The organism is Asanoa sp. NPDC050611, assembly GCF_040654855.1.
Classification (GTDB): domain Bacteria; phylum Actinomycetota; class Actinomycetes; order Mycobacteriales; family Micromonosporaceae; genus Asanoa.
Genome location: NZ_JBFAIU010000456.1, coordinates 1 through 4955, shown reverse-complemented (window position 1 = coordinate 4955; position 4955 = coordinate 1). Strand labels below are relative to the sequence as shown.

Genomic DNA, 4955 nt, shown 5'->3' with positions numbered 1-4955 from the left:
CGCTGGCGATGTTGATCCTCATCGTGATCCCTTCCTCAGCCACCGCTCGACGATGGGTTCCAGCGGCGTCGTGTCGATGTGATGGAACTTGTAACGGCCCTCGCGCCGGGTTTCGAGCAGGCCCGCTTCCGCCAGGACGTCGAGGTGCTGCGAGATCGCCTGGCGTGACGAGCCGAGCCCGTGCTTGTTCACCAGGCGCGCGCAGATCTCGAAGAGCGTCTGCCCGTCGCGGTCGGTCAGCTCGTCGAGGATCGCGCGGCGCGTCGGGTCGGCCAGAGCCTTGAAGACGTCGCCCACATCACAGAACGTTATGCAAGTAACCACTTGCCTGTCAAGGGCACTACGGCTTCCGGGCGAGTCCCCCGTAGACGGAGACCTGGGTGTCGGTCGGCGGTGCGCCGGCGCCGGCGTCGGGCCGCCAGGCCGGCAGCACCTGCACGCCCGGGTCGACCAGGTCGAGGCCGTCGAAGAACCGCTCGATCGCGGGCTTGGCGCGGACCTGCATGGTCACGCCGCTGCGCCGGTAGACCGCCGCGACGCCCTCCCACGCGGCCGGGTCGAAGTCGCCGGTGAGGTGGGACAGGGCCAGGTAGCTGCCCGACGGCAACGCGTCGAGGAGGCGCGCGACGATGGCGTACGGGTCGTCGTCGTCACCGACGAAATGCATGATCGCGATGAGCAGGAGACCGACCGGCTGGTCGAGGTCGATGGTGGCGCGCAGTGCCGGCGACGCGAGCAGCTTGTCGACGTCGCGCAGGTCGGCGTCGAGGTATTCGGTGCGCCCCTGCACGCTGCCGCTGAGCAGGGCCCGGGCGTGGGCGAGCACCATCGGGTCGTTGTCGACGTAGACGACCCGCGCCTCGGGCGTGACGGCCTGGGCGACCTCATGGACGTTGGGTGACGTCGGGATGCCGGTGCCGATGTCGAGGAACTGGCGGATGCCGGCCTCGGCGGCGAGATGACGCACGACGCGGCGCAGGAACGCGCGGTTCTCGCGGGGCGGGATCCTGCTGTGGGGGTTGGCCCGCATGCCGGCCTCGGCGGCGGCGCGGTCGGCCGCGAAGTTGTCCTTGCCGCCCAACAGGTAGTCGTAGACCCGGGCCGGATGCGGTCGGTCGGCCTGCAGATGCGGCGCGGCAGTCTCGTCGGTCATCGCGCTCGGCCTCCTCGTCACCCTGGCGGACGCAGTCATGCTAGTCGGTCGATGGCGTCCACCAAGGTCTCCCGACCCCCCACATTGCCCGGTACGACCACCTGGACCGTCCCGTCGTCGTGGTCCCACACCGAGATCCCCGCCGCGAGCTGTCCGCGCACCCGTGCCCGGGTCGCGCGCAGCGCGGTCCGGGCGACCTCGGCGGAGGTGATCCCACCCTTGGTGACGACGGTGCCGGCCTCGGCGCCCGCGACCGCCGCCGCCAGCGCCCGCATGACCGCCTCGCCGTGGACCAGGGAATCGTGCTCCGGGCGCCGGACGCGTTCGGTGCTGAGCACGGCGATGCCGGACGTCTGAAGCCGGTGCCGCACCTGGGCCGCCGCCGCGCGGCCCGCCGCTTCCGGGTCCGCGAGGGCCGCGTCGGTCGGCACTTCCACGACCGTCGCGCCGAGGCTGTCCAGCAGGGCCGTCAGTTGGGCGGTGGCCGCGGCGGTGTGCGAGCCACAGACGACCATGATCCCGGGGCGGCTCGTCGCCACCGGACGCTCGAGGTAGCCGGTGCTTCGGCAACCCGCACAGATCGCCGCCAGTGGCGCGGCGCACCGGACCACGATGTCGTCGCGGGCGGCGAGGGCGGATCCGAGTCCATTGTGGATGAGCGAGATGTCCGCGTCGGTCCGGGCGTCGGGCACGACGAACTCGCCCGGGCCGGCGGACACGAGGGCTGCCGCCACCGCGTCTCCCCCGCTTGCGCGGAGTGCGTCCAGCGGCACCGGGATGCCACGGCGGTCGCCCTTCTCGCGGACGTACCCGACGAGGTTCGAGCTGCGGAAGCCGAAGACGGGGTCGCGGGCGAACTCGGTCTCGCCGACGGGGGTGTCCACCCCGTCGATCTCCGCCCGGTGCACGCCACCGACCGTGGTGCGGCCGCCCTCCGGGAACGCCGGCACGAACAGCACACAGCCGCCGGCGCCGGCGAACACGTCCGACTCCGCGAACACGTGGCCGCGCAGGGTCGAGTCGCCGCGGAGCACCGGCAGGACCGGGCGGCCGAGCGCGACCGCCGCGGCCCGCAGCTCGGCGCGGATGCGGCGGGCCAGCGCCACGGCGTCCGGCCGGGCCAGGGCGCGCGAGTTGGTCTGCAGGTAGACCGACGGCCGGTCGCGCAGGGCCGCCACGATCGCCGCCGTGTCCCAGCGCAGGAGCACCGTCGCCCCCGTCGCCGACTGGGTGCCGGTGGGGTCGTCGTCCAGGACCGCGGTCAGCATCGTCAGTGGAGGTGCGATCCGCCGTTGACGTCGATCGTCGCGCCGGTCAGGTAGGACGCGTCCGGTGAGGCCAGGAACGCGATCACCCCGGCCACGTCGTCGGGCGTGGCCAGGCGACCGAGGAGCGTCGTGCCCGCCAGCTCGGCCTTGCGTTCCGCGCTCAGCGCACCGGCGAAGATGTCGGTGTCCACGAGGCTCGGTGCGACCGCGTTGACCGTGACGCCCGTGTCGCCGAGCTCCCGGGCGAGCGTCCTGGTCAGGCCGAGGATCGCGGCCTTGCTGGCGGAGTAGTGCGAGGCGCCGAAGACACCGCCGCCGCGCTGGGCCGAGACCGACGACAGGTTGACGATCCGGCCGTGGCCGCGGGCGCGCATCCCGGGCAGCACCGCCTGGGTGACCAGGAACGTGCCGCGCACGTTGACCGCGAAGACGCGTTCCCACTCGGCGAGCGTGATGTCCTCGAAGCGGGTGGGCGCGGTGATGCCGGCGATGTTCGCGAGCACCGTCACCGGCGGCAGTGCGGCCTGCGCGGCACCGACGGCCGCGGCGACGGATGCCTGGTCGGTCACGTCGACGTGTGCCGAGAACACCGCCGGGCTGCCGGCCGCGGCGGCATCGCGGGCCGTGTCGGCGGCACCGGCCGCGTCGATGTCGAGCACGGCCACCGCGTGGCCGAGCCCCGCGAAGCGCAGGGCGGTGGCGCGACCGATGCCGCGCCGGGAGCCGCCGCCCGTGATCAGGATGGTGCCGGCATCGGGGCCCACCGCCTCATTCTGCCCCCGCTCCGGCCGTAGTGCCCGTGCAGCACCCGTGGCTGCGGATAGGGTCGTGGGTATGGAAGCAGTAGCCACCGGCTGGCCAGCGCTTCCGGTCTCGGCCTGGCAGCCCACGCGCGACACGGTGCACCTGTGGACCCAGATCGTCGGCAAGACCCGGCTGGCCCTCGCCCCGCCCGCCAACCACTGGTGGAACGTCACCCTCTACGTGACCGGCACGGGCCTGACGACCTCGTTGATGCCGTACGGCGACGGCGGCGTCGAGGTCGCCTTCGACTTCGTCGAGCACGCGCTGGACATCCGCACGACGGCGGGTGCGACCCGGCGCATGCGGTTCGAGCCGCGCAGCGTCGCCGACTTCTTCGCCGAGTACCGCAGGCACCTCGGCGACCTCGGCATCGACGTGCGGATCAACAAGATGCCGGTCGAGCTGCCCGACGTGGTGCCGTTCGACGAGGACGAGGCGCACGACTCGTACGACCCGGCCGCCATGCACGCGTTCTGGCGTTCGCTGGTGTCGGCGGACCGCGTCTTCGCCGGTTTCCGCGCCGAGTTCCGCGGGAAGGCGAGCCCGGTGCACTTCTTCTGGGGCGCGTTCGACCTGGCGGTGACGCGGTTCTCCGGCCGCCCGGCGCCGCAGCACCCGGGCGGCATCCCGAACTGCCCGGACCGGGTCATGTGGGAGGCGTACTGCGACGAGGTGTCCAGCGCCGGCTACTGGCCCGGCGGGGCGGAGGAGGGCGTCTTCTACTCCTACGCCTACCCGGAGCCGGAGGGCTTCCGCGACCAGCCGCCCGGCGCCCGTGCCTGGTACGACGGCGACCTGGGCGAGTTCGTGCTGCCCTACGCCACGGTGCGGGCGGCCGCCGACCCGGACGCGATGCTGCTGGAGTTCCTGCGCACCACGTACCGGGCCGCGACCACGTCGGGCACCTGGCCCGCCTGAGCCGTCGGCAGTCGACGCTGCCGGAAACGGCGGAGGAACAAGGATCTCGTCACACGACGGCGACGGCGTCGATCTCCACGAGGAACTCCGGGCCGAGGTTGGCGACGACGTGCACGGTGATCGCGGGCGGCGGGTCGGCCCGGTTCCACACCTCCTGGAACGCCGCGACACCCTCGTCGAACGACTGGCCGGCGACCGTGGCGATCCGCCAGTGCACGATGTTGGCCAGGGTCGCGCCCTCGCTCTCCAGGATGGTGGCGAGGTTGCGGAACGCCTGCCTGGCCTGCTCGGCCATCGTGGGACCGACCACCTTGCCGTCGGCGCCGACACCGTTCTGCCCGCCGATGTAGATCGTCTTGGTCGGCTGCTCCACCACGACCGCCTGGCTGAACGCCGGGCTGCGGTGCATTCCCTCCGGGTTGACGTGCCGTACGCCCATGATGTGCCCCTCCGTCTTTGACACCGGTTATAGCGGTTACAGTCCCGACACTAGTTATAGTGGTGTCGTGAGCGCAACCGGACGGCGCCTGGACGACCCGAAAGGGGGCTCGTTCTGGTTCGACGCGGGCGCGGTCTGCCTGGATTTCGCGCACTCGGGCGGCGAGGGGCAGTACGCCGTGTTCGAGTCCTTGCACGAGCCGGCGGACCTGGCGGGCTGGCTGGCCGAGCCGCCGCTGTCCGTGGTGGTCACGACGCCGATCACGATCCCGGAACTGCGCGCCGCCAAGGCGCTCCGCCAGGCGATCTGGGACGCGGCACACGCGCAGGCGGACGGTCGCCCGCTACCCGGGCCGGCGGTCGAGACGATCAAC

The 4955-nt window shown here is 72.5% G+C and carries 7 protein-coding genes; 2 read left to right on the top strand and 5 right to left on the bottom strand.

All coding sequences use genetic code 11. The features are described 5' to 3' along the window. Positions 1 to 18: 18 nt before the first annotated feature. Genes AB0H87_RS38005 through AB0H87_RS37990 form a run of 4 tightly spaced genes read right to left on the bottom strand, consistent with a single transcriptional unit; the run spans position 19 to position 3185 of the window. Positions 19 to 297, bottom strand: coding sequence for a metalloregulator ArsR/SmtB family transcription factor (locus AB0H87_RS38005; protein ID WP_360157410.1), 279 nt, complete (start codon positions 295 to 297; stop codon positions 19 to 21). Positions 298 to 340: 43 nt separating this feature from the next. Next, a complete protein-coding gene (locus AB0H87_RS38000) occupies positions 341 to 1153 on the bottom strand; it encodes an SAM-dependent methyltransferase (RefSeq protein WP_360157407.1) in 813 nt (270 codons plus the stop codon). A 35-nt stretch (positions 1154 to 1188) separates the two neighbouring features. Next, complete coding sequence (locus tag AB0H87_RS37995; RefSeq protein ID WP_360157404.1) at positions 1189 to 2421, bottom strand: four-carbon acid sugar kinase family protein; 1233 nt, start codon at positions 2419 to 2421, stop codon at positions 1189 to 1191. Positions 2422 to 2423: 2 nt separating this feature from the next. Continuing rightward, complete coding sequence (locus AB0H87_RS37990) at positions 2424 to 3185, bottom strand: SDR family NAD(P)-dependent oxidoreductase (protein ID WP_360157401.1); 762 nt, start codon at positions 3183 to 3185, stop codon at positions 2424 to 2426. 70 nt (positions 3186 to 3255) lie between these two features. Between AB0H87_RS37990 and AB0H87_RS37985 the strand changes: the two genes are divergently transcribed. Further along, positions 3256 to 4143: a DUF5996 family protein gene (locus AB0H87_RS37985; RefSeq protein WP_360157398.1), complete on the top strand. Its 888-nt coding sequence runs from the start codon at positions 3256 to 3258 to the stop codon at positions 4141 to 4143. A gap of 49 nt (positions 4144 to 4192) precedes the next feature. On the opposite strand, the gene AB0H87_RS37980 is transcribed toward AB0H87_RS37985, so the two are convergent. After that, positions 4193 to 4606, bottom strand: a complete 414-nt coding sequence (locus AB0H87_RS37980) for a RidA family protein (protein ID WP_360157395.1) — start codon at positions 4604 to 4606, stop codon at positions 4193 to 4195. Positions 4607 to 4649: 43 nt separating this feature from the next. Here AB0H87_RS37980 and AB0H87_RS37975 point away from each other — a divergent pair. Next, positions 4650 to 4955 (top strand): ABATE domain-containing protein (locus tag AB0H87_RS37975; protein WP_360157392.1); only part of this gene is annotated, 306 nt, incomplete at its 3' end.